This is a genomic window from Mesorhizobium sp. M7A.F.Ca.US.011.01.1.1, assembly GCF_003998295.1.
In the GTDB taxonomy this organism is placed as follows: Bacteria; Pseudomonadota; Alphaproteobacteria; order Rhizobiales; family Rhizobiaceae; genus Mesorhizobium.
In genome coordinates this window covers 2,296-23,653 of record NZ_RZRT01000058.1, presented here as the reverse complement: position 1 = coordinate 23,653, position 21,358 = coordinate 2,296, and the positions used below count along the sequence as shown (strand labels likewise).

General features: G+C 62.0%; 22 protein-coding genes, 1 tRNA gene and 1 pseudogene. 7 read left to right on the top strand and 17 right to left on the bottom strand.

Annotated elements, in window-relative coordinates; translation table 11 throughout:
• Positions 1-8: 8 nt before the first annotated feature.
• Positions 9-452 carry an iron-sulfur cluster assembly scaffold protein gene (locus EOA13_RS30695; protein ID WP_127297160.1) on the bottom strand — a complete coding sequence of 148 codons (444 nt, stop codon included), beginning with the start codon at positions 450-452 and terminating at the stop codon, positions 9-11.
• A 239-nt stretch (positions 453-691) separates the two neighbouring features.
• Between EOA13_RS30695 and folE the strand changes: the two genes are divergently transcribed.
• The 3 genes from folE (at position 692) to EOA13_RS30680 (ending at position 2,880) form a co-directional block, all read left to right on the top strand.
• Complete coding sequence (gene folE / locus EOA13_RS30690; RefSeq protein ID WP_127297159.1) at positions 692-1,327, top strand: GTP cyclohydrolase I FolE; 636 nt, start codon at positions 692-694, stop codon at positions 1,325-1,327.
• 35 nt (positions 1,328-1,362) lie between these two features.
• Positions 1,363-1,824: a phosphoribosyl-AMP cyclohydrolase gene (gene hisI / locus EOA13_RS30685; protein ID WP_127297158.1), complete on the top strand. Its 462-nt coding sequence runs from the start codon at positions 1,363-1,365 to the stop codon at positions 1,822-1,824.
• A gap of 84 nt (positions 1,825-1,908) precedes the next feature.
• Entirely contained in the window at positions 1,909-2,880 is a 972-nt protein-coding gene (locus EOA13_RS30680) for a patatin family protein (protein WP_127297157.1), read from the top strand.
• Between the two features lie 7 nt (positions 2,881-2,887).
• On the opposite strand, the gene recJ is transcribed toward EOA13_RS30680, so the two are convergent.
• The 8 genes from recJ to EOA13_RS30640 form a co-directional block, all read right to left on the bottom strand.
• Positions 2,888-4,672: a single-stranded-DNA-specific exonuclease RecJ gene (gene recJ, locus EOA13_RS30675; RefSeq protein WP_127297156.1), complete on the bottom strand. Its 1,785-nt coding sequence runs from the start codon at positions 4,670-4,672 to the stop codon at positions 2,888-2,890.
• Positions 4,673-4,849: 177 nt separating this feature from the next.
• Entirely contained in the window at positions 4,850-5,005 is a 156-nt protein-coding gene (locus EOA13_RS39030; RefSeq protein ID WP_245490529.1) for a DUF6434 domain-containing protein, read from the bottom strand.
• Between the two features lie 150 nt (positions 5,006-5,155).
• Positions 5,156-6,139 (bottom strand): class II fructose-bisphosphatase, encoded by a 984-nt coding sequence (gene glpX / locus EOA13_RS30665; RefSeq protein WP_127297155.1) that lies wholly within the window; start codon positions 6,137-6,139, stop codon positions 5,156-5,158.
• Between the two features lie 202 nt (positions 6,140-6,341).
• Positions 6,342-6,509, bottom strand: a complete 168-nt coding sequence (locus EOA13_RS30660) for a Thivi_2564 family membrane protein (RefSeq protein WP_023810476.1) — start codon at positions 6,507-6,509, stop codon at positions 6,342-6,344.
• Positions 6,510-6,580: 71 nt separating this feature from the next.
• Entirely contained in the window at positions 6,581-6,937 is a 357-nt protein-coding gene (locus tag EOA13_RS30655; protein ID WP_127297154.1) for a hypothetical protein, read from the bottom strand.
• A gap of 132 nt (positions 6,938-7,069) precedes the next feature.
• The gene (locus tag EOA13_RS30650; protein WP_127297153.1) at positions 7,070-8,383 is read right to left on the bottom strand and encodes a homoserine dehydrogenase; all 1,314 of its coding nucleotides are present in this window, start codon (positions 8,381-8,383) and stop codon (positions 7,070-7,072) included.
• Between the two features lie 47 nt (positions 8,384-8,430).
• Positions 8,431-9,648, bottom strand: a complete 1,218-nt coding sequence (locus EOA13_RS30645) for an LL-diaminopimelate aminotransferase (RefSeq protein WP_127297152.1) — start codon at positions 9,646-9,648, stop codon at positions 8,431-8,433.
• Between the two features lie 44 nt (positions 9,649-9,692).
• Positions 9,693-10,139 carry a hypothetical protein gene (locus EOA13_RS30640; protein ID WP_245490528.1) on the bottom strand — a complete coding sequence of 149 codons (447 nt, stop codon included), beginning with the start codon at positions 10,137-10,139 and terminating at the stop codon, positions 9,693-9,695.
• A 43-nt stretch (positions 10,140-10,182) separates the two neighbouring features.
• Between EOA13_RS30640 and phaC the strand changes: the two genes are divergently transcribed.
• The 3 genes from phaC (at position 10,183) to EOA13_RS30625 (ending at position 13,799) form a co-directional block, all read left to right on the top strand.
• Positions 10,183-12,018 carry a class I poly(R)-hydroxyalkanoic acid synthase gene (gene phaC / locus EOA13_RS30635; protein WP_127297151.1) on the top strand — a complete coding sequence of 612 codons (1,836 nt, stop codon included), beginning with the start codon at positions 10,183-10,185 and terminating at the stop codon, positions 12,016-12,018.
• Positions 12,019-12,234: 216 nt separating this feature from the next.
• Positions 12,235-13,482 (top strand): YcbK family protein, encoded by a 1,248-nt coding sequence (locus EOA13_RS30630; RefSeq protein ID WP_127297150.1) that lies wholly within the window; start codon positions 12,235-12,237, stop codon positions 13,480-13,482.
• Between the two features lie 242 nt (positions 13,483-13,724).
• Positions 13,725-13,799: transfer RNA gene (locus tag EOA13_RS30625), tRNA-Glu, on the top strand.
• 504 nt (positions 13,800-14,303) lie between these two features.
• Here EOA13_RS30625 and EOA13_RS30620 read toward each other — a convergent pair.
• The 3 genes from EOA13_RS30620 to EOA13_RS30610 form a co-directional block, all read right to left on the bottom strand.
• On the bottom strand, positions 14,304-14,462 hold the full coding sequence (locus EOA13_RS30620; RefSeq protein WP_164780435.1) for a hypothetical protein: 159 nt from the start codon (positions 14,460-14,462) through the stop codon (positions 14,304-14,306).
• Positions 14,463-14,881: 419 nt separating this feature from the next.
• The gene (locus EOA13_RS30615) at positions 14,882-15,181 is read right to left on the bottom strand and encodes a hypothetical protein (protein WP_127297149.1); all 300 of its coding nucleotides are present in this window, start codon (positions 15,179-15,181) and stop codon (positions 14,882-14,884) included.
• Between the two features lie 453 nt (positions 15,182-15,634).
• Complete coding sequence (locus tag EOA13_RS30610; RefSeq protein ID WP_127297148.1) at positions 15,635-15,937, bottom strand: DUF1330 domain-containing protein; 303 nt, start codon at positions 15,935-15,937, stop codon at positions 15,635-15,637.
• A gap of 550 nt (positions 15,938-16,487) precedes the next feature.
• Here EOA13_RS30610 and EOA13_RS30600 point away from each other — a divergent pair.
• On the top strand, positions 16,488-16,649 hold the full coding sequence (locus EOA13_RS30600; protein ID WP_127297146.1) for a hypothetical protein: 162 nt from the start codon (positions 16,488-16,490) through the stop codon (positions 16,647-16,649).
• 45 nt (positions 16,650-16,694) lie between these two features.
• Here EOA13_RS30600 and EOA13_RS30595 read toward each other — a convergent pair whose 3' ends face one another.
• From EOA13_RS30595 to EOA13_RS38395, 5 genes and pseudogenes are all read right to left on the bottom strand, one after another.
• Complete coding sequence (locus tag EOA13_RS30595; RefSeq protein WP_127297145.1) at positions 16,695-17,102, bottom strand: TadE/TadG family type IV pilus assembly protein; 408 nt, start codon at positions 17,100-17,102, stop codon at positions 16,695-16,697.
• Positions 17,092-17,517 carry a TadE/TadG family type IV pilus assembly protein gene (locus EOA13_RS30590; protein WP_127297144.1) on the bottom strand — a complete coding sequence of 142 codons (426 nt, stop codon included), beginning with the start codon at positions 17,515-17,517 and terminating at the stop codon, positions 17,092-17,094. Before EOA13_RS30590 ends, EOA13_RS30595 begins: the two co-directional genes overlap by 11 nt.
• 19 nt (positions 17,518-17,536) lie before the next feature.
• A complete protein-coding gene (locus tag EOA13_RS30585) occupies positions 17,537-18,763 on the bottom strand; it encodes a pilus assembly protein TadG-related protein (RefSeq protein WP_164780433.1) in 1,227 nt (408 codons plus the stop codon).
• A 220-nt stretch (positions 18,764-18,983) separates the two neighbouring features.
• The gene (locus EOA13_RS30580; RefSeq protein ID WP_164780431.1) at positions 18,984-19,955 is read right to left on the bottom strand and encodes an autotransporter domain-containing protein; all 972 of its coding nucleotides are present in this window, start codon (positions 19,953-19,955) and stop codon (positions 18,984-18,986) included.
• Between the two features lie 44 nt (positions 19,956-19,999).
• Positions 20,000-21,358: pseudogene (locus EOA13_RS38395) on the bottom strand (hypothetical protein); the annotation flags it as partial.

The window sequence follows — 21,358 nt, the reverse complement described above, 5'->3', positions numbered from 1 at the left end:
GCCGGCCCTCAGGCTGCCTCTTCGGCGCGCTTCTCGATCTGGCCGATGGCGTCGACCACGGCGTCGAAAGTCAGCATGGTCGAGGCATGACGGGCCTTGTAATCGCGCACCGGCTCCAGATATCTGAGGTCCGCGAAGCGACCGTCCGGCGGGGCGCCATTTTCCTTGAGCATCTTCAGCATGGTGTCGCGCACCGCGCGCAATTCCTCGGCGCTCGCGCCGACGACATGTTGCGCCATGATCGATGACGACGCCTGGCCGAGCGCACAGGCCTTCACATCATGGGCAAAGTCCGTGACCACGCCGTCCTGCATCTTGAGGTCGACGGTGACCGTGGAACCGCATAGCTTGGAGTGCGCCTTGGCGGTTGCGTCAGGATGATCGAGCCGGCCGATGCGGCCAATGTTCCCGGCAAAACCGAGAATTTTCGCGTTGTAGACCTCGTTTATCATTATTTTCCAATCCGTCGCCGCCAAGCGAACAGCGATTGCCGCTGTCGTGTCTTCCTTTCGCTCGCTATGACCTTATATAATGGTGGCAGTCCGGTATCGACAAGAAGACGAAAGCCAATGTCCTTGCCGGGAAGTTCACGCCGCTTACGGGGCTGGAAACGGGGCGAGTTTCCGACACCGAAAGGTCGTGGTCCGTTCAACTCGTTCCTCCGCCGAGAGGGACTACGGGAGACGCCTTTATGGATGCCGTCATCAAGAAGCTCATGCCACAGTCAGCCTATATGGAAAAGCCGGTCACCGACCGGCCGAGCGAAGCCGAAGTCGAAGCCGCCGTGCGCACGCTTTTGCGCTGGACCGGCGACAATCCGGACCGCGAGGGGCTGGCCGACACGCCGAAGCGGGTGGCAAAGGCCTACCGCGAAATGTTCGGTGGCTACGACATGTGCCCGGCCGACGAGCTCGGCCGCACCTTCGAGGAGGTCGCCGGCTACGATGATCTGGTCATCGTCAAGGACATAACATTCCATTCACATTGCGAGCACCATATGGTGCCGATCATCGGCAAGGCGCATGTCGGCTATCTTCCGGACGGCAAGGTCGTCGGCCTGTCCAAGATCGCCCGCGTCGTCGATATCTTCGCCCACCGCCTGCAGACCCAGGAGGCGCTGACGGCGCAGATCGCCGGCGTCATCCAGGACGTGCTCAATCCACGCGGCGTCGCCGTCATGATCGAGGCCGAGCACATGTGCATGGCCATGCGCGGCATCCGCAAGCAGGGTTCAACCACGCTGACCTCGACCTTCACCGGCGTTTTCAAGGACACGCCCGAAGAGCAGGTCCGTTTCGTCACCATGGTGCGCGGCGGCGGGGTCTGATCGGCCCTCGCCGGCCATCAACACAAGGACCGGCGATGTCGGCACTGGAATTTCCAAAAGCTCCGTTGGACAAGAAAGCGCTTGAGGAAGGCGCGGTGTTTTCGCCGCGCTTCGATGCAGCCGGGCTGGTCACGGTCATCGTGACAGACGCCGCGGACGGCATGCTGTTGATGGTTGCGCATATGAATGCGCAAGCACTGGCACTGACACTGGAGACCGGCATAGCCCACTACTGGTCGCGCTCGCGCGACGCACTTTGGAAAAAGGGCGAAACATCAGGCAATTTTCAGCATGTCGTCGAGATGCTCACGGATTGTGACCAGGATGCCATATGGTTGCGCGTCAAAGTGTTGGGCCACGACGCAACCTGTCACACTGGCCGGCGTTCATGCTTTTATCGGACGGTGGGGCTGATCGATGGCAAGGGGACGCTTGCCGACGACGGCAGCAAGCCGCTGTTCGATGCGGAAAAAACGTATCGGAAACCACTAGCTTGAACCTTCTGCCTGACACCGACCACACAGATTCATCATTTCGATACGGCCCGCTCGTATAGTAGCCGTGGGACAAGGGAGATCATGATGCTCGAGTGGGCGTCATTGCGTAACAGACCAGATGTCAGGGAGGCCAACGGCCTGTCCTCGTCAGGCGGCGCGTCCGAAACGAACTGCCAGAAGAAAACAGGCATTTCGCTCGCCTTGGGTGGCGGTTGCGCCCGCGGCTGGGCGCATATAGGCGTGCTGCGCGCGCTCGACGAGGCCGGCATCGAAGTATCGATGATCGCCGGCACCTCGATCGGCGCGCTGGTCGGCGGCTGCTATCTCGCCGGTAAACTGGACGAACTGGAAGAATTCGCCCGCAGCCTGACCAAGCGCCGCATCTTCGGCCTGCTCGATCTCAATTTGCGCGGCAGCGGCCTGTTCGGCGGCATGAAGCTCGATGCAAGGCTGCGCGAGCACATGGCCGGCATTCGTTTTGAGGACCTGACCAAGCCGTTCGTGGCGGTCACCTCCGAAATCCGCACCGGCCACGAAATCTGGCTGTCGAGCGGCTCATTGATCACCGCCATGCGCGCCTCTTATGCGCTTCCCGGCGTGTTCGAGCCGGTGAATTGCAATGGCCGCGTGCTGGTCGACGGCGCGCTGGTCAACCCCGTACCGGTTTCGGTCTGCCGCGCCTACGAGCAGCCGCTCGTCGTGGCGGTCAACCTTCACTATGATCTGTTCGGCCGTGCCGCGGTGATAAAACACAGCGCCGGCGAACTGGTCATCGAAAAGGACGCACCAAGGCCCGGCAAGGTCGACGCCGAGCACCAGTCGCATCAGACGCGGCTCGGCATTACCGGCGTCATGGTCGAGGCCTTCAACATCATCCAGGACCGCATTTCGCGTGCCAGGCTTGCCGGCGACCCGCCCGATATGTCGCTGCAGCCGAAGCTCAGCCATATCGGCCTGACCGAGTTCCACCGCGCCGACGAGGCGATCAACATCGGCTATCAGGCGACGATGGCCCAGATCGGCGAGTTGACCCGGCTGCAGACCGTTCTCGCCTGATCAAAACCTACGCACGCGCCGCATCGGTGATGCGAAACTGCACGGTGCGGTTGCCGTTCCAGTAATTTCCCGACAGCGAACCGGCGACGTGGATTGTCTTGCCCCGGTTCTTGAACAGAAATTCGCCAAGCGCGGTATCGACGGCGCGAAAGGCGATCGCCTGGATGCGGCCGCCGCTTTCCGATTGCAGCTCGACGCGGATGTGGTTGGTGCCGACCGGCCGCGCATCGGCTAGTCGGTGGCGCGGCAGCGCGAAAACGGGGGCAGCGTGCCCGGCACCGAAGGGTCCGGCCTTCTCCAGCGCATCGAGCAGGCTGAGCGTCGCGCCTTCAGCGGCAAGCGCACCGTCTATGGCCAGGCTTTCCTCGCCCTGCAGGCGGAACACGTCGGCTGCCGCCCGCTCTTCGAAAAACGCCCTGAGTTCGCCAAGCTTTGCCCGCTCGACGGTGATGCCCGCCGCCATGCCATGGCCGCCGCCCTTGACGATCAGCCCCGCAACGGCCGCCTCGCGCACCAGCCGGCCGAGGTCGAATCCCGAGACCGAGCGGCCCGAGCCGGTGCCGATGCCCACAGCATTGAAGGCGATGGCGAAGGCGGGCCGCCGGGCATGATCCTTCAATCGCGAAGCGAGCAGGCCGACAATACCCGGATGCCAGCTGTTGGAAGCGGTGACGACGATCGCCGGGCCGTTGCCGCCGGCAAGCTCGGCATCGGCCTCGACGCGCGCCGCCGCGAGCATCTCCTGCTCCATCAACTGCCGTTCCTGGTTGAGCCGGTCGAGCGTCTCGGCAATGGTGCGCGCCTCCACCGGGTCGTCGGTCGCAAGCAACCGGCTGCCAAGTGCGGCATCGCCGATGCGTCCGCCGGCATTGATGCGCGGGCCGATCAGATAGGCCAGATGGAAAGTGCTGATCGGCTCGCCGATGCGCGACACCCGTGCCAGTGCCGCCAGCCCTTCATTCTTCTGCTGGCGCGCCATCTGCAGCCCCTTGACCACGAAGGCACGGTTGACGCCGGTCAGTGGCACCACGTCACAAACAGTGGCCAATGCCACGATATCGAGCAGCGAAAGCAGGTCTGGCGGCGTAGCATCGGGCATGCGGCTACGCAGGATCCTGGCCGTCTGCACAAGGGCGAGGAAGACCACGCCGGCGGCACAGAGATGGCCCTGCCCGGAAAGGTCGTCGTCGCGATTGGGATTGACGACAGCGATTGCCGCCGGCAAGGCACCGCCGACCTGGTGGTGGTCGAGCACCACGACGTCGGCCCCGGCCTCGTTGGCGGCATCGATGGAAACGGCGCTGTTGGTGCCGCAATCGACAGTGACGATCAGTGTCGCACCACGCGAAACAAGTTCGCGCATGGCGTCGGGGTTGGGGCCATAGCCCTCGAAAATACGGTCCGGGATGTAGATTTCCGACGGCACCGAGAAATGCGTGAGGAACCGCTTCAGCAACGCCGACGAGGCGGCGCCGTCGACATCATAGTCGCCGAAGATCGCCACCTTTTCCCTGGCCATCACCGCGGCGGCGATGCGGGCCGCCGCCCTGTCCATGTCGGTCAGCGATGCCGGATCCGGCAGAAGATCGCGGATCGTCGGGTCGAGAAACCGCTCGGTCTGTTCGGCGGTGACACCACGGCCGGCAAGCACCCGCGCGACGATGTCCGGCACGCCATGGCCTTGCGCGATGGCGAGCGCAATCATGTCCTGGCGTTCTGTCAGCCGATGTTCCCAGGAAACCCCTGATACCGACTGCCTGACATCGAGGAAGAGGCGTTTTTCGCCGGTCATACGCTTTGCCAACTCATCGTTGGCCGCACGACAATGCATGCCGCCCATAAGTGCGCAGCGGTTTTGAGGCCACGACCTGCATTGGCAATTTCAAGCGCGTCACGTTCACGCGACGCTCTATAGGCCAAAGGCGGGCAAAGCCATGCGATTCACGGGTGTGCGCCGTCCCGGAATAGGTCAAGAAAACTGCGCTTTCCGCTTTTCAGCCTGTCGCCTAAGCCATTCGTCGGCCGCATCGCCCATCGTCTTTTCCACACCGTCCTTTAGCCAGGCCATGAAAGGCCGGTCGACCATGAATGCGTTGCCGCATTCCCGGATGAGAAAGCGACGCACATTCTGGGTGTTGCGATAGGATTTGTGATGGCGGTGGCACGCGAAATCGGATCCGCATGCCAGTCGAACGGTTTCATCGTCAAATCCCTGCAGCCAGCATCGGATGCGCCCGAATGGCTAACAATTGCAAGGCGGCTTCGCAAGCGGGCGTCAGAACTTATCCAGATCCTGATGGCGGGCCTTGATCTCGCGCACCGTCCGCGACGACGAGCGCAGCACGATCGTGTGGGTGGTGATGTAATTGTGGCCGAACTTGACGCCAGCCAGCATGTTGCCGTCGGTGACACCGGTGGCCGCAAACAGCACATCGCCGCGCGCCATGTCCTCCGTCCGATAGACCCGTTTCGGATTGGAAATACCCATCTTTGCCGCGCGAGCAACCTTTTCCGCTGTGTCGAGGATCAGCCTGCCCTGCATCTGGCCGCCGGTGCAGCGCAGCGCGGCAGCGGCCAGCACGCCCTCGGGTGCTCCGCCAGTGCCCAGATAAATATCGATGCCGGTTTCTTCCGGGTCCGTGGTGTGGATGACGCCGGCGACATCGCCATCGCCGATCAGCCGGATCGCGGCCCCCGTGGCGCGCACGGCATCGATCAGCTTGGCATGGCGCGGCCGGTCGAGAATGCAGGTGGTGATTTCCGATACAGCGACGCCCTTGGCCCGAGCGAGGCTGGCGATGTTCTCAGCCGCCGAGGCGTCGATGTCGATGACGCCGTCCGCATAGCCCGGACCGATGGCGATCTTGTCCATGTAGACGTCGGGCGCGAACAGCAGGCTGCCCTTTTCGGCGATCGCGATGGCCGCGAGTGCATTGGGCAGGTTCTTGGCGCAAATCGTCGTGCCTTCGAGCGGATCGAGCGCGATATCGACGGCCGGACCTTTGCCAGTGCCGACTTCCTCGCCGATGTAGAGCATCGGCGCCTCATCCCGTTCGCCTTCGCCGATCACCACCGTGCCCTTGATGGAAAGCCGGTTGAGTTCCTGGCGCATGGCATCCACGGCTACCTGGTCGGCCGCCTTTTCGTCGTCGCGTCCGCGCAGCCTGGCGGCCGCGACGGCGGCTCGTTCGGTGACGCGCACCAGTTCCATGGTGAGTATCCGGTCAAGGCCGGCGACGATGTTCTGGGCCACATTCATCTGGTGATTTCCTCGTTGGCAATGCGGCCCCCGCCGGAGGCGGGCCTGTTTTGTCAAACGAGCATGACAACGGCAAGACCTGCGGAAGATTTTATCGAATAGTCAGCAATATCAATCGATTAAACCGCATTTTTGAAACAAGGCCAGCCGGCCGCAATGAACCGGGCCGGCCTTGGAAAGCGAAAGTTAGACCTCTTCGGCGCTAGAAAACCGCAAGATATTTGAGCAGCGAAATGATGCCGATTATGAGGACGATAACCTGCACGATCTGCCTCATCCGGCCGTCGAGCGGCAGGCGCTGAACAAGATAGAGAACGAGGATGATGACGAGGAATGTGATCAGGATGCTGATCAAGGCGGATGAAGCCACAGTGCCCTCCTTAAAAATGATGTGCTGAAACAAGGAAACGAGCCGGCAAACCCGGCCCTATCGCGCCGTGGTCAATACCAGCGGCGCGACGTATCGTTCGTCGACTGACCTATGGCAAAACCGGCCATAAAGCCGAGCAAACCGATCACGCCGACCAGGGCAGTCGTCGTACCGGGGTTTTCGCGCGCTACTTCCGAGACGGACTGAGCTTGGCTGCGCAACTGCTGTGCGGTTCGCGACGCGCGGTTAGCCGCCGTGTCGTAGAACTCGGAAGCCTGTTCGCTGGCGTCATCGAGCATTTCCGCGCCCCGGGCCGAAATGTTCTTGTTGATCTTGGTGATCTCCCGGCGCAAATCGGCAATCTGCTTTTCCAGCGTCTTCTGGATGTCGTCGATATTAGGGGTGTCGGGCTTGTTGGTATCGGCCATGAAGCGGTTCCTCTGGTTGCTGACCAAGAGAACGGCGACGACACCAATTCGTTCCCGTGTGGCAGCTGTCCCCACCAGACCGGACCTCAATGCCTGCGGGATTCCTGTCCCGCAGGGCCTATCGGGCAAAAGCTACCCTGCCCGCTCGATGCGGATGACCTGTGGCTTGTCGGTCAGATGACCGTCCTTGGTGATGCCGTCGACGGCCTTGCGCACGGCCGCCTCCGTCGTCTCGTGGGTGACGAGGATCACCGTCTTCTGTGCCGCCGCCTCGCCATTGACTGCGTGCTGGACGATCGATTCCAGCGAAATGTCATTGTCGGCCATGCGCTTGGCGATAGCCGCGAACACGCCGATGCGATCATGCACGGTCAGGCGGATGAAATAGCCGCCGGCATGGCTGCGCATCTGCGCCTTCTTATAGGGTTTCAGCTCCTTCGCCGGCCGGCCGAAGACCGGACCATGCTGGAAGCCTGGCCGGCTCTTGGCGATGTCGGCGATGTCGCCGATGACGGCCGATGCGGTGGCGTTGCCGCCAGCACCAGGGCCTGACAGCAGCAACTCGCCCAGAATGTCGGTTTCGATCGCCACCGCATTGGTGACGCCATGCACCTGCGCGATGACCGATGCGGTCGGCACCATCGTCGGATGCACGCGCTGCTCGATGCCGCTCTCGGTGCGCTGGGCGACACCCAGCAGCTTGATCCGATAGCCGAGATCGGCGGCCGCGCGGATGTCGGCCTGGGTGATGTTGGAGATGCCTTCCATATAGATGTCATTGGCGGCGATCCTGGTGCCAAAGGCAAGGCTGGTCAGGATCGACAGCTTGTGCGCGGTGTCGTGGCCCTCGATGTCGAAGGTCGGATCGGCTTCGGCATAGCCCAGCCGCTGCGCGTCCTTCAGGCAAGCATCAAACGAGATGCCCTCGGCCTCCATGCGCGTCAGGATGTAGTTGCAGGTGCCGTTGAGGATGCCGAACACGCGGGTGACCGAATTGCCGGCCATCGCCTCGCGCATCGTCTTGATGACGGGAATGCCGCCCGCCACCGCCGCCTCGTAGTTGAGCAGCACGCCCTTCTTCTCGGCGATCTCGGCCAGCGCCACGCCATGCTTGGCCAGCAGCGCCTTGTTGGCGGTGACGACGTGACGGCCGGCTTCGAGTGCCGCCTTCACCGACGAGCGCGACGGCCCCTCGTCGCCGCCGATCAGTTCGACGAACACGTCGATTTCGGCGGTCTGCGCCATCTTGACCGGATCGTCGAACCACTTTGCCGAGCTGAGATCGACGCCGCGATCGCGCTTCGGGTCACGCGCCGAGACGGCGGTGACGATCACGTCACGCCCGCACTGGCGGGTCAGTTCCGCCGCCTTGTCGCGCAGCACACGCGCCACCGACGAGCCGACCGTGCCGAGGCCGGCAATTCCAACACGCAATGCTTCAGCCATGTCCGGCGACGTCCCTCAAAGTCAGATCGAATTTGCGTGCGGCAAGCTTACCGGTGAGCGGAGAGCGGCACGACATTGTTGGGCTGCTTGGCGCTGGTCGACAAGAAGCGCTTGATGTTGCGCGCCGCCTGCCGGATCCTGTGTTCGTTCTCGACCAGAGCGACGCGCACGAATTCGTCGCCATGCTCGCCGAAGCCGACACCGGGCGCCACGGCCACGTCGGCATGTTCGATGAGCAGCTTGGAGAATTCGAGCGAGCCGAGATGCCGGAACGGCTCCGGGATTGGCGCCCAGGCGAACATCGATGCCGCCGGTGCCGGAATGGTCCAGCCGGCGCGGCCGAAGGCATCGACCATCACGTCGCGGCGCTTGTGATAGATATCGCGCACCTCGGCGATGTCGGCGCCGTCGCCGTTGAGCGCGTGTGCCGCCGCCACCTGGATCGGCGTGAAGGCGCCGTAATCGAGATAGGATTTCACCCGCGTCAGCGCCGAGATCAGCCGCTCGTTGCCGACGGCAAAGCCCATCCGCCAACCGGGCATGGAGAAGGTCTTCGACATGGAGGTGAATTCGACGCAAACGTCGATCGCGCCAGGCACCTGCAGCACCGAAGGCGGCGGATCGCCGTCGAAATAGATCTCCGAATAGGCAAGGTCGGACAGGATGATGATGTCGTTCTTCTTGGCGAAGGCGACCACGTCCTTGTAGAAATCGAGCGAAGCGACCAGAGCCGTCGGGTTCGACGGATAGTTGAGGATCAGCGCCAACGGCTTCGGGATCGAATGCTTGACGCCGCGCTCGAGCGCTGGGATGAAGCCGTCATTGGGCTCCACCTGCAAAGAGCGGATGACGCCGCCCGACATGATGAAGCCGAAGGCATGGATCGGATAGGTCGGGTTCGGGCACAGGATCACGTCGCCGGGCGCCGTGATCGCCTGCGCCATGTTGGCGAAGCCTTCCTTCGAGCCAAGCGTGGCCACCACTTGCGTGTCGGGATTGAGCTTCACGCCGAAGCGCCTGCCATAGTAGGCGGCCTGGGCGCGGCGCAGGCCCGGAATGCCGCGCGACGAGGAATAGCGATGCGTGCGCGGGTCGCGCACGACCTCGCACAATTTGTCGACGATAGCCTTGGGCGTCGGCAGGTCCGGATTGCCCATGCCGAGGTCGATGATGTCGGCGCCTCGCGATCGGGCGCTGGCCTTGAGCCGGTTGACCTGCTCGAACACGTAAGGCGGAAGCCGGCGAACCTTGTGAAATTCTTCCATGGCAGTTCCAGACAGCGAAGGAGTGTTGGGCGCGCGCTATATACTTATTTGCAGGTAGGGTCGAGGGTGGGGTCGCATTTGGCTTCGATCTGCTTCAGCGTTTCGTCGCCATGCTTCTTGGCCAGATCCGTCAGCGCCGCCTGGTTGGCGACCTTCGGGCCGCCGCCCTTTGCCGCCTGCGCATTCTCATCCGCCTTCAATTGCGCGAGCTTGGCGTTCTTCTCGGCTTCGGTGAACTGCGACGCCGCCACTTGCGGCTTGATGTTCAGGTTCGGAAAGGTGCCGGTATCCTTCGGCCCCGTACCCGCAGCGACAGGCGTCGGGCCATTCGTGTTGGTGCTCGAGCACCCGGCAATCCCCATGAGGACGATCGCCACGCCGATGCGGCAAAAACGTCCGGCACCGAAAAAAACAGTCTCGCCAATATTAATCGTCATATTGTTTCCTTGGCAGCCGAGGTAGAGCGAGATTGGCCCGGTCGGATGTCCCATGTTAATATGTCAAGAAAAGGCCTCGGGAGGAACCCCGCCAACCATGTCCAAAACACCCGATTCGGGCAAAGCGGAAGATGACGAGCCTTCGACCGTCGAGCAATATCTGGTGAAGGACCCGGAACGCTTCGCCCTGAACATGGCGCGCATGATCGAGCAGGCCGGCAAGGCAGCTTCCGCCTGGGCTGAGCCGCGCGAAAAAGGCGACGTGCGCGACCATGTCGCCGAGCCCGTTGTCGATATGGTGAAGACCTTTTCCAAGCTCAGCGAATACTGGCTTGCCGATCCGCAGCGCGCGCTGGAAGCGCAGACGCGGTTGTTCTCCGGCTATATGACGGTCTGGGCCAACGCCATTCAGCGCACCAGCAACGCCGCGCAAGACACCGAAGACGCGGTCAAGCCGGAGCGCGGCGACAAGCGGTTCCTCGACCCGGAATGGGGCCGCAATGCCTTCTTCGATTTCCTCAAGCAGGTCTATCTCGTCACCTCGCGCTGGGCGGCCGATCTGGTCGAGCACGCCGAAGGTCTGGACGAGCACACCCGCCACAAGGCCGGCTTTTACGTCAAGCAGGTGTCCAACGCCATCTCGCCGTCGAATTTCATCCTGACCAATCCGGAACTGTTCCGTGAAACCGTCGCCTCGAACGGCGAAAACCTGGTGCGCGGCATGAAGATGCTGGCCGAGGACATCGCCGCCGGCAAGGGCGACCTGAAGCTGAGGCAGGCCGACTACTCCCCCTTCGAGATCGGCAGGAACATCGCCACCACTCCCGGCAAGGTGGTCGGCCGCAGCGACGTCGCCGAAATCATCCAGTACGACCCGGCCACCGAGACGGTGCTCAAGCGGCCCCTGCTGATCTGCCCGCCATGGATCAACAAATTCTACATCCTCGATCTGAACCCGCAGAAGTCCTTCATTCGCTGGGCGGTTGAACAGGGCCACACCGTGTTCGTCATCTCCTGGATCAATCCGGACGAGCGCCACGGCACCAAGAGCTGGGAAGCCTATATCCGCGAGGGTCTGCAATACGGCCTCGACACGGTCGAGAAGGCCACCGGCGAACGCGACGTCAACGCGATCGGCTACTGCGTCGGCGGCACGCTTCTGGCGGCGGCACTGGCGCTGATGGCGCAAGAGGGCGACGACCGTATAAAATCGGCCACATTCTTCACCACGCAGGTCGACTTCACCCATGCCGGCGACCTGAAAGTTTTCGTCGACGAAGAACAGGTCGCCGCTGTGGAGAAGTCGATGAGCGAAAAGGGCTATCTCGACGGTACCAAGATGGCGACCGCCTTCAACATGCTGCGCTCAGGCGACCTGATCTGGCCCTATGTCGTCAACAACTACATGCGCGGCAAGGATCCCCTGCCCTTCGACCTGCTCTACTGGAATGCAGATTCCACCCGCATGGCGGCGGCCAATCACTCTTTCTACCTGCGCAACTGCTATCTTGAGAACAACCTTTCGCAAGGCACGATGGAACTGGCGGGCCACACGATCTGGCTGGGCGACATCACCATTCCGGTCTACAACCTCGCCTCCAAGGAAGATCACATCGCGCCGGCGCTTTCGGTGTTCCTCGGCTCGAAATATTTCGGCGGCGCGGTCGAGTATGTGATGGCCGGGTCGGGCCATATCGCCGGTGTCGTCAATCCGCCGGCATCCAACAAATACCAGTATTGGACCGGGGGTACGCCGACGGGCGACTTCAGTCAGTGGATAGCCAATGCCACCGACCATCCAGGATCCTGGTGGCCGCACTGGCAAGACTGGATAGAGGCCAAGGACAACACCCGCGTGCCTGCCCGCAAACCGGGCAAGCATATGAAAACCTTGGGTGATGCTCCCGGCACCTATGTGAAAGTACGTGTGTAACGGACTGTAATGTGTGGTGAGTTGACGGACCGCCAAAAGCGGGCGAAATGGTGTCGTCAACCATCAAGCGGCCGTAATTCGGCAATCACCGCAAAAATACTTTCAGGCTTGCGGATTTGACACAGGTCTCGTTTCCGGATCGGAGACAAAGGTCACCCTGGCATCGACGCATGCGTGTGGCGCCAAGGATATACCGACCGGACATCGAGGGGGAATTTGACTTTGAAATCAGCAGGATGGAGCCTCGCAAAGGGAGAACGCCGCGCCATTGTGGCAGCGCTCTGCTCCTTGCTTCTGGCCTCCTGCACTTCGGCTGGCGACCCGACAATGTCGGTCGGAATGCCCGGTTACAATGCCACCGCATCGGACATAAACGCGGCCTCCAGCGGCAAGGCGATCGCCTCCGATTCGTCTGATATCACGACCGAGCAGACGACGGTGATGACGGCAAGCGATACGGCGCTGCCTGAAAAAGTCGCCTACGTGCCTATGTCCAAACCGGGAGCTGCCTTTCCGCTGACCACGCCGGCGGGCGCCGAAACCATCGTTGGAAACACGCCTCAATCGCTGACGCAGCAGGCACAGACCGCGCAGCAAACCGACGCGGTCGCCCAGCAGATTGCCGCGGTCGACGGCGACGTGGCGGCGCCGAAGCCCGCTGCCGCTCCGGCCATGAACAACCCGGTCTATGTGACGGCTGGCGAGATGCCGCAGGCCGAAGCACCAAAGAAGAAAGGCTTCCTCGCCTCGATGTTTGGCGCAACGCCAGCCTCGGCGACACCAGCCCCCATCATCAGCAACGCCCGGACGGGCGAGCAGCCCCCGGCGCAGGCAAAAGCGGCGCCAGCAGCGGCAAAGCCGATCATCACGCTTGCCTCGGCCAGTTCCACGGCCAAGCCGGTGCAGCTGGCTTCGCTCGGCGGCGATGCCGGCCACGTCACTGGCAGCGATGCCCTGCCCGGCGTGCGCCAGACGGCCCTGTTCGAGATCAAGCGCAAGTCCGGCCTCGATGACGAAAGCGACGTCGACCTCAACGAGGATGAGGGGCCGGTCGGCGGCTCCTATCAGGTTGCGTCCGCCGCCGGCATGGCCCGGTTGGCGCCCAACGGGCTGCTCAAGCAGAACGAGAGCGTCGATGTGGCCTGCCTGAAACCGTCGCTGGTGCGCGTGCTGAAGACGATCGAAGGCCACTACGGCCGCAAGATGACGGTGACGTCAGGCTATCGCGACCCGGCCCGCAACCGGCGCGCCAACGGCGCCAAGAATTCGCTGCACATGTATTGCGCCGCCGCCGACATCCAGGTGCCCGGCGTTTCAAAATGGGAACTGGCGAGCTACATCAGAAGCATGCCCGGCCGCGGCGGCGTCGGCACATACTGCCACACGGAATCGGTTCACGTCGACGTCGGTCCCGAGCGCGACTGGAACTGGCGCTGCCGCCGGCGCAGCGGCGGTGACGGCTAGCGCGGATCTGAGATCTGCTGGCGGCCAAGATCGTTCCGTTGGGCATCCCGAACATCGGATCGGCCGAAGCCTTCCCAACTTCATCATCCCGGAGCAGAGCGATGCAGCGTCTCCGCTAATCGTCAGGCTCGCCAACCCTCGGGAAATCGTTGATTTGGCAGGCCCGGAAAAAAGTTGTCCAAGGTGGCACCTGACGGGTTGCCGGTTGCGCACAACGCCAGTATAAGCCGCTTCGTCTGAGCGCGCCCATCGTCTAGCGGTTAGGACACCGCCCTTTCACGGCGGTAACAGGGGTTCGATTCCCCTTGGGCGTACCAGATATTTCAACGACTTAGCCGAATCTTTACCTCATTCGTCACATAAGCGTCGAATAAGCGCGCAGCGAATTTCAGCGGACGCTCGCGCACAAACCGAATCAACGTGACTGAGAAAAGCCCGCCAAGTCGCTTGGCATGAGTTGCCAGGGCACCCGCCCTTGGAGCGGGTTCTTTCCACCGTTTGTTGCAGACGTCGGGTAATAGTCGGCACGATCAAGCAGCCGAAGCATCGAGTTGAGTGACCGTGCCGACCATTGCTGGGCACGAGGGTGGGCCTAATGACCAGGCCCCATATGATACCGGACAATGGCGTTGCTACCAATTACGCCTGATGGCCTATGCCGGATAAAGCGGAAGTCGCATGCTCTTGCCGCTGTGGAATAACATGGAACTGGCCTCCATGTGGCACATTAACCCTATGAGCGGTCGATTCCCAAGGATGTAGCCGCTTAACAGGTCCGCCGCCGGCGCCCCAATAGGCGGCGGACTTCTAATTACGCTCCTTCAAGAATCGGGCTTCACGAAGCACGAATTCCAGTCCGTGCCGATAAGCTTGATCAGAGCGCGCGCCTCAGGTTCTGAAATGCCGACTTCTTCAGCCAAACGACGGGCAAGCAGTTGCTGATTGCCTTTGTCTACACGCCCATCGCCTTCCTTTTTCATCGGCTCCTCCTTTGGGAAGCCAACTCACGGCATGACCGTTCGTTTCACCGAATAAGAAAAAAGCCCGCCGCCCCATTCACGGCAGCGGCGGGCCGTCCCAGGGATAACGGGACTCGCTGGGGTGTTGGTTTTCCCCTGCTGTCGCGGGCGATGCAAAACAGGTGCCACTAGGGTGAACCAACATGGCACAGCTTGCAGGCGGCGATAACATATATGTCGACTAACTAATGTAATGGAACGGCCGTTGGACAAGCAGAGAACCAACTGGCACAGCTTGGACCTTCGCTGCGAAATGCAAGACTATGGTCCTGCTGTAAACCCGCCGTGCCGGCCCAGCACGACGGTTTTTTCGAAAGTGGCTACATCCTGAGAATCGACCGCTATGCATCAACCTGGGACAGGAAAGTCCCAACGGAAGGTCAGCAGCCTTCCGTGGTCTTTTTCATCTGGCCAGGAGCAGCCGAGTTAGCATCGGTATCCTGTTGACCTGGCGCTGCCTGCTTGGCGCTGCCAGTTTGTTGACCCGGAGCGCAGTCCTTGGCGGAGTTCGAGTTCGTTCCACTCGTGGTGGTCGAATCCGTGCCCTGATCGGTCGTAGTGCTCGGCATGGTCTTGGTTGTCGAGGTCGACGATCCGCCTGTGGTCGTGTCGGTCGATTGCGCAAATGCGAGGCCAGTTGACAGTGCCATAATGGCTGAAGCGAAAAGAACCTGTTTCATGATCAACTCCATTTCGGAATGTCCCTTTGGTACCGAACTTCGCTGCGGCACGACGGTTCCAAGAAAAATGGGCAATCCAGAGGTCCGCACCTGGGATTGCCCTATGGCCCGCCACTGGGAAGCTCTCTGCCGTTGTCTTCAACGAAGACCTGTCTTCCGCGATCACACCATAGGCCAACGCGGTCGCACGGGTCATAATCCTGCTACAAAGTGGTCGATTCCTCAGGGATGTAGCCGCTCCAAGAGCCCGCCGCAGGTCGCCCCCGTGGCGGGCTTTTCAATTGCACGGTCGAGTTGGGTTCTCGGCACTGCGATGATGAGAAAGCCCCGCAGTGGTGGTAAGCCCGTATTTATTGCCTGGTTTCCCGGCTTTAAACAGCTGACTTCGCGGTGTGCGGATTCGGGCAAAAAAGCCGGATCCTGCCTGATGAAGGCGAAGGCGAGCCACCACGGTCAAAGAGTGGGTGTTGCAACCCCCTCAAGCGCAATTATCCTGGTATTGGCGCAACGCTTCCGGATTTCAATAAGGCGGGCGTATTCCGGCGAATTGTACCAGCCCATCAATGACGTCATGTCGGGGAACTCGATAATAACCAAACGGTGTGGCTCCCAATCACCCTCCAAAACCTTGGTCGCACCGCCACGACCTAGATATCTCCCACCATAACGCTCCTCGGTGGCTGGCACATCGCGCCGGTATTCCTCGAAGACGGCAGCATCCTTTATGTCTACATCCGCGATCAGATAGGCGGCCATTTGCGCTTCCTTCCCCTCGACGGCGCCCGATCGTTGCGCTCCGGTGCCGGGGTGGGGCCTGTCGGTTAAGACAACTCTCTTCTGCGCTTCAACCGGCATCCGCCAATGCGAAGTCAAAAGCCGGTTACAATCCACGGATTGGAGTCGTATCCGAGGCGCGGCTCTGCCTTTGCGCCGCTATCTTCCGATTTGGCGGTTCCCGTGAAACCGCAGTCCAGCTTTGGAACGGGCTTCTTGGCTGACGGGTTGGTGGAACACAAGGCGGCGGCGTCACTGACCGCCGCCTTCTTTTCCTTGGCAACAGCGACACCAGTTGCAGCGAAAACGACAGCCGCGCAAAATATAGCCACTCTCATTGGAACCCCCACATTGCACCCGACAGATGGTCGGCCATGACCTTACGTCACCTTAATATTAGCACTACTGAATATATTATCTAGCCCCGTGCCATCAAAAGCAGGCTGAGTGCCAAGCTTGCATCGCGACCGCCAAACCCGGTGCCGATCTGGACACCAGCCGGCATAGTCGCATTCTGCTCGTGGAGAAGGACGTGGATCGACAGAACACAGGGGCTGATCAGGCCAAACGCTGGCGGGACCGAGCCCTGCGCGGTCGCCGCAGGCGTCTGTCACACAACATCGTGTCGTGGGCGCTGATCCTGATGGCTATAGCCATTCTCGGTGGCCTGATCGCGTTCAAAGCGTACAAATGAGCAGAGCCCTAGCGCGCATTCTCGCCGATGGCTGTCGGCCACAGCCTAGCCGCTGCCAAGCAGCGGCACCGTAACGGTTGTCGCGTAGTTGATCGGGAAGGAACTGAAGTAGGGAAAGTCGATAACGAAGGCATAGGCGGCGGTCAGATGCGCCATGCGGAAGCCGCCGCTCACCGGGTCGATGGCGATGGTGACGTTCACGTCCTTGAACCCCAAGGCCTGCAATTTCTGGGTGGCGATCGATTGAATGTCGGCCTGGGTCAGCGTGTTCTTAAGCTGCAGCGAGCGCGCTGACGTCTCCAGCGTATAGCGAACACTGGAGACCGAGTGCATCGACCAGCCAAAGGCGAAGATTCCGAACAGCAGCATGAGAAGGAAGGGCGCGATCAGCGCGAACTCCAGCCCGGCCCCGCCCGATCGATCCCGCCGGAACGCGCTTACCCTAGCGGACACGGATCATCTCCTGGTGACCGATTACAGTGGACGTGGCAAATGGGCCGAAGGCAATTGGCGGCACCCAGGTGCCAGATGCCTGTATCCGGACATAGATCGACGGCACCTTCGGCCCACTGCACATGGTGGACGCGTCGACCACCGTCGCCCCGCACATACGGATGCGGCTTAGCGTGACCTGGCCGTCTTCCGGCCGATTTTCCCAACTCGCAATGGCAAGAGCCTGGGTCGCCGCATCATCGGTCGATCCGCTCATGACCAGGTTCGCGGCGGTCTTCACACCGGCGCGCATCGACAGTGAACTCGTTACGTAGGACCAGCCGTCCAGAATACCAAGCAGCACCAGGCACAAAATGGGCAGCACCATGGCGAACTCAACCGCGGCAACGCCCGAATCATCGCCAAGGATCGGCATTGATCGGCGCCCCACGGAGCTACTCGGACAGTGCCACGGACCGCGCGGCTGGAATGTTGGGCACTCCGAGGCTCGAGCAATCCTGATTGATGGTTGAGTTACCGGACCATTGGATCCTATTGGCGACGACCCTGGTGCAGCCGCCATTGCCCGAGAAATTGCCAAGATAGTTCACTTGCTGCTTGGGGAAATAGATGGCCCCGGTCAAAAGCGAGTCCGCTGTGCCGTTGAATGTGCTGGATGCGCTCATGCCGGTCCTGTCGCCGTAGAACAGAACGCCCGAGTAGGTGCCCGAAGTCGCCGCGCTGAGCTTCACGGACGCATTGCCATTCATGCTGACGGTCGAGCTGCCCGACATGAAGATGGTCACCCCGGTGCCGGTGATGGCCGCGTTGGCGTTTATTTTGAAATTGCCCTGGACGACATAGACGCCTGGCGAAAACGTGACATTGCCTTTTAGGTTCATGCCGCTGCAATAGGTGCCTGGACCGAGCGTCGCCTTGTTGTCGTTTTGGCAGGGGGTCGCGGCCACCGGGGCCGGCAGGTCGACAAAGGGATCGCCGGCAGGCAGCGCCTGGGTGATCGGGGCCGCGCAGACGGTGGTGACGGGATTGCTGAGAGAGACACCGCCCGCCGATATCAGGCAATCGGCCCGCAGACTGGCCGCGCCCTGAAGCTTGATGGCATCCGAGGCGATCGAATTGGACATGACCGAGCAGCCGCTGAGCTTGACGCTGGTGCTGCCGGAAAACAGCACCGCCTGCGACGCGGACGGATCGAGCGCGAGCATGCAGGCACTCGAGGCATCGGTAATGACGGCCACAGCCCTCGCCTGTTCGGGAACCTTGTCCTGCGTGAAGATCAGGGTGAACATCCGGTCGAGCTTCTGGCCGACGATCACCTCGACCGCTTTTTTCGCCGTATTCGGTCCGGACGCCGGCGGCGTATTGACGACGATCGTGCCCGAGCCCAGCCCGTTCGACGCCGCGGACTGGGTCGCGGCCGCGACGATCGTCGGCTTGTCGGAACCCGAGATCTGTTCGAGCGCACCGGCATAGGCGGCTGCATCGGCCGTCGCCTGTAACCTCAGGCTGTTGTAGTACCAATAGGAGGTCTCAACGCCGAAGCCCGCAGCGCCGACAACGACCGGCAAGGTGAGGGCAAAAATGGTGGCGACATTTGCGCCGGTGCTCCGGCGCATGGCGTCCATTACAAGCCGAACACGGGTGAAGCTACTCAAGGCCATGGTTTAAATTAGAAAGCACGCATAAATGAACAAATGGCTAAAAAGTTCGTTGCATTTTTGAGCAGTGGTCCATTGGCTTCAAAAAAGAAGTGTTTCGCTGGCTGACCAACGCGCAAGCGCATCCTGGCGAGGGCGCGAGGCCAACGTCGGCAGGAGGGCGCGAGAGTGGTGCATCGGCTTGCGACAGGCCCCGGGCACCGTGCCGGCGAGCGATCCTGCCCTACCAGTTCACCCTGAACCCGACATTGCCGCCATAGGTCTGTACCCGGTCGGCGAACTTGCCGTCGAAGGTGGCGAACACCGATGTGTTGCTGCTCCAGTTCAGCTTGACACCGGCGTTGACGGCGACGGCGTCCTGCGCCGCCGCTGCACCCTGCACCACGAATGCATAGCCCGGTGCTGCCTGGAAGGTTGGTTCGACAGAGCGGTCCGGCCTGAACTCATGCAGCCAGGCCGCACGACCCCAGGCCTGCAGCGTCGCGGTCTCGCCGACAGCGACAGAGGTGTCGAGTTGCAGGCCGAGCGAAACCGGCAGCGAGATGATCGTGCGGTGCTCGAAGTACAGCCCCAGTGCGCCGTCGTCCAGCGATTTTTCCGAGAAACCCTGCATCGACAGCGCCGAGAATTGCAGCCCGGCAAAGGGCGTGATGGCACCTGCCCCGACCGGCTGCCGCCAGCCGGCCTCAAGCGTGGTGCCGAAGCCGGCGCTCATGAAATCGCCGGTCCAGTGCTCCCTTGATATCGCCGGCACCGGATTGAGCGGATCGGGCGCACCCGGAACCGAAGTGAAGCGGTCGGTCGTGTTGGAGTAGAGGTCCATCGCCAGCGAGCCGTTGATGTAGAACTGGCCCCACTTGCGCGCGCCATAGGCGCCGGCATGGCCGCCGACTATATTGCCGGAGGTTTCGCGATCCGGCACAGCGAACGAAGACGCCACCCCGCCGAGCGCGAAGCCCATCAGGATGTCGGGATCGCCCTGCGAGTCGAGGCCGGCGGCAAAATTGCCGGATTTGTAGCCAAGGCCGGCGCTGCCGACGATCGGGTCGCCGGAAACTACACCCGAATTGCCACCGGCCGTCGCCCAGTAATTCCAGCGCCGCTCATTGGGGGCCTTCACCATGTCGTCGAATGGATTGGCTTTGCCCGGTGGTTCCGCGTAGGCCGTCTCCGGCACCGCGACGGACTGGCTCATCGGATCCGTGGCCATCCCCATACGCCAGGCGTCCGACTGTCGGTTCATTGCCGCCTGGAAGGTGCTGTTGGCGTCGAACTCCGGCTGCTGGAAGCCGCTGACGCCCTCGCCCGAGATGGTGTCGTAGACAGCACCAGTTGGTCGAGCGTCGGAATGTAGAAGATCGCACTGGCGATCTTGGTGAAGTTCGGCGACGTCAGATCGGTCTGGATCGCGTTGATCGCCGAACCCACCGCCGTCTGGTTCTCGGTCAGGCCGGCGCGGGCGAAATTGATGTCGACATTGAGGACGACATCCTCGGGATTGGGATATTTCAGCGAATACTGCGCCACCGCGCTCGGTATGGAGTTCAGCTTCAAACCTTTGTCGGTCACGCCGCCAAGCGCATGCAGGATGATATAATCCTCGTTGCCTGGCGAGGCCGCGCCTGGCTCCATGATGTTGATGTTGACGAAACCGTTGACGTCGGCCGTCCCCGTCACATCGATGCGGTCGGCCTCGGGGTCGAGATCGAGGTCGAGCAGATAGACCCCGGTGGCGGCTTGCGACCAGCTGCCACTGACCTCGGTGGTCATCACGCGGTCGAGCCCGCCGGGCGCCGCTAGGCCGTCATTGTTGAGCTGGCCGGTCAGGCCGAGATCGACGGTGTCGCCCATCAGGTAAAGGGCGGTGGCCTTGTTGTTGAAAACATTGAGGCCGCCGCCGAGTCCGACCGATCCGACTGTCGCGAAGTAATTGTCGAACGTGTCGTTGCCGTCACCGCCGCGCATGGCGTAGCCGTCGATCAGCAGCACCGAACGGACGAGACCGTTATTGGTCAGCAGATTGTTGTTGCCGTCCTGGAAGTTGACGCCGGCACCCGCACCGGACCCGCCGGTGATCTTCACGCCGGTGGCGATGGTGACCTTGATGTCGCCATTGCTCGTGCCGCCGGCGCTCTGTTCCATCAGCGCGAAGGAATTCTTGCCGGTCACGTCAAGGTCGGCCGTCTGCGTGAACTCGATGCCGCCGCCAGTGCCGCTGCCGCCGGCAGAGCCCGAGAAGCCCTGCGGGGTCGGCATCGCGCTCGCCTGTTCGAGGCCGAGGAAATTGCCGACATGGCCGCCGACACCGCCGCCGCCGCCGATGCTCTGGCCGAACACACCGACCGAATTGTCGCCGGTGATCACCATGGCGACATTGCTGTTGATGGTGACCTTGCCGCCATTGCCGCTGCCGCCATTGACGGCCTCAATGATGCCGTCGGTGCCCGCCGTCACCACGCCGCCGCCGCCGCCGACAGACTGCGCGAAGATGCCGACCGAGCCGTCGCCGGTCAGCGTGATCTGGCCGGTGTTGGTGACGGTGACGTCACCGCCCGTGCCGGTCGCACCGGCGTCGCCGCCGATGAACACCGGCGGGCC